Below are 2465 nucleotides of genomic sequence, written 5' to 3' on the forward strand. Positions count from 1 at the left end.
AAGCTAAAGCTAAAAGATTAGAACTAGAACCGGAATTGGTTAAAATACTCCCTTTAACTTTGAGATATTTTGCCAAACGATCTTCAAAATTTTGAGCTTTTTTACCCAAACCAAACCAACCTTCCAACCAACTGTCAATAACATTGTTTACCTCCTTATCGTCAAATACCGAACCTGCATATTGTATAAAAGTTTTTCCCGGAATAAACTCTTCCTCCTTAATTTTCTTAAGCTCAAATATCTCTTTAACACTTTTGTAGATGTCTTTTTTAAGTTCTTCTTCTCTTTTACTACTCATATTGATTTTTTCTATGAAACTCAATGGTGTTTTTGAGTCCTTTGTTCAAAGAAGTTTTTGGTTTCCACCCAAGAATCTTTTCCGCCTTGCTAATGTCCGAAAGCATATTATCCGCCTCCCCAACTCTATCTGGAAACTTATTAAAAAATATTTTGGACTTACTATCCGTCAACTTTACTATTTCATCAACTAATCCTTTTAAACTATACGAAACCCCGCCACCAACATTAAAAACTTGGTTTAGGGCATTTTTGTTACATCCAGAGGAAATAACACAGTCTATTACATCTTTAATATAAATATAATCTCGCTTTTTCTTCCCAGAATTCAAAAAAATGTCTTCCCCTTTGATAGCGTTTCGAATAATTGTGGGAATAAATCGCGCGTCCGCTTGTCCAAAACCATATGCCGTGGACAATCTAAAAACTGTCCAATTCAAATTTCGTGTTTCCCCATGATATTTGCAAAAGTTCTCCCCCGCCAATTTGGATATTGCGTATGCGGATGGTGGATTTAAAATTTGGTCTTCTTTGTAAGGAATTTTAGTATTCCCATAAACTTCTTGAGTACTAAAAAAAATAAAGTGTTTAACATTTGCCAAAGCTGATGCCTCTAACACATTAAGCGTCCCTTTTATATTAATATCCACACATTGCAAACCCACCTCAAAATCTCTTGCCAAGTTCACAATTGCGCCCAAATGATACACAATATCCGGTTTTATATCTGCAAAATACTTTTTAACAGAACTAAAATATGTTATATCAATTTCAACACTAGGAACATTTAATACAGCGGGTCCCGGACCAATAACAGGGTAAACTATTGCCCCAGCTTCAAGAAAACCTTTTACTAAATGAGAACCTATAAACCCATTTGCGCCGGTTACTAATATTTTCTTTCCCTCCAAATGATGCATAGAGTATGTTCCTATAAATCTATAAATATCTCTTTGTCGGTATCTAAATTGAACTCTTCGCTGTTACCTCCAATATGTATCTTATAAGAAAAGACTTCTTTCCCTGGTTGCTTTTGAACTAAAAGAGTATAGGTATCCTTAATAATACCCTTTGGTAACTCATATTCTACAACAACCTTGGCTTTTGTCTTCGGCGCAATCTCTAAATAACCCTCGAAAAAGGTCTTTCCCAAATCATCCCCCTGTCCTACTCTCGATAAACCTTCTGAATTAATTAACTTTGAACCTTTAGGAACATAAATTCTAATATAATCCTTATATAGTTTATTAAAAATTTTATTGTATTCACCAGTATTTTCATATTCAATAGTTACCAAAGAGGTTGGATTACCTTTTACTGATAAATCCACTGTTTTAGTAATATTCTCATTAACATACCAATTTGCCCTATCTCCACCTACATTTGAGTCCACAATATACATATAATCACCGTTAAATTCTTTAACGGCGCCCGCAAAGTTATATTTCTCTACTATTTTTTGCGCTTCCTCGGAAGAAAAATACACAAGAATATGTTTCTCCTCTGCCTCCTGTAAAACCTTTTTTACAAGTTCCATGCGCTCATTAGGTCCTGTAATAAAAATTTTTCGCATGAGTTCATATAAAAGAGTACTCGTTAAATTCTTCTGATCTTTATCCTCATGACTCCCTATCAATGTAGAAAATGATTCCAACTGATCCACAACATTTTCGCTATTAACCTCCCCATAATCATAAATGTCTATACCTCCTGTAACTTCGAGAAGAGAGGCTACAAAGTGCGTATCTACACCAATTATCCCATGCACTGGAAAAGTTCCCGGAATTTTGCCCCACAAATCTTTAATTTGCAAGGACGAAACCCTAAAATCAGGTGAAAACGCGGCATCCTTAATATAAAATCTGTTTGCATTTAAAAATGTACGAATATAAGCTGGAGGTTCTGTATAATACACCGCATTCCCCGTACTCTCCAAAAAAGCAACATCCCCAGATTTAGTAACTTTTAAATTTCCTTTACTCAAGGTGAAAACAGCATATGCCGTTAGAACCCCCCCAGACGGTCTAAGTTCTTTGTCATTTTGCAAAAAGGTTAGATAACTACGCGCTTCCTTATCCCCTATTAATTCTGGGACTATTTTAAGAAGTTTCACAATGTCGTCGAAGGAATTGGACAATACATAAGATATTGATTTTAAGTTTTCGAGC

The 2465-nt window shown here is 35.0% G+C and carries 3 protein-coding genes; all 3 read right to left on the reverse strand.

What is annotated here, in order from left to right; genetic code table 11:
- Positions 1–298: DegT/DnrJ/EryC1/StrS family aminotransferase (locus KJ678_03345; GenBank protein ID MBU1017166.1), on the reverse strand; the 298-nt coding region annotated here is incomplete at its 3' end.
- The gene (locus KJ678_03350) at positions 291–1217 is read right to left on the reverse strand and encodes an NAD-dependent epimerase/dehydratase family protein (protein ID MBU1017167.1); all 927 of its coding nucleotides are present in this window, start codon (positions 1215–1217) and stop codon (positions 291–293) included. The genes KJ678_03345 and KJ678_03350, both read right to left, overlap by 8 nt.
- Positions 1218–1228: 11 nt before the next feature.
- Positions 1229–2465: DUF4012 domain-containing protein (locus KJ678_03355; protein ID MBU1017168.1), on the reverse strand; the 1237-nt coding region annotated here is incomplete at its 5' end.

Source organism: Patescibacteria group bacterium (assembly GCA_018817085.1).
In the GTDB taxonomy this organism is placed as follows: domain Bacteria; phylum Patescibacteriota; class WWE3; order CG2-30-40-12; family CG2-30-40-12; genus CG2-30-40-12.

Coding starts and splice junctions, on each gene's coding strand:
- KJ678_03350 (MBU1017167.1), bottom strand. CDS start 1,217: ATGCATCATTTGGAGGGAAAGAAAATATTAGTAACCGGCGCAAATGGG.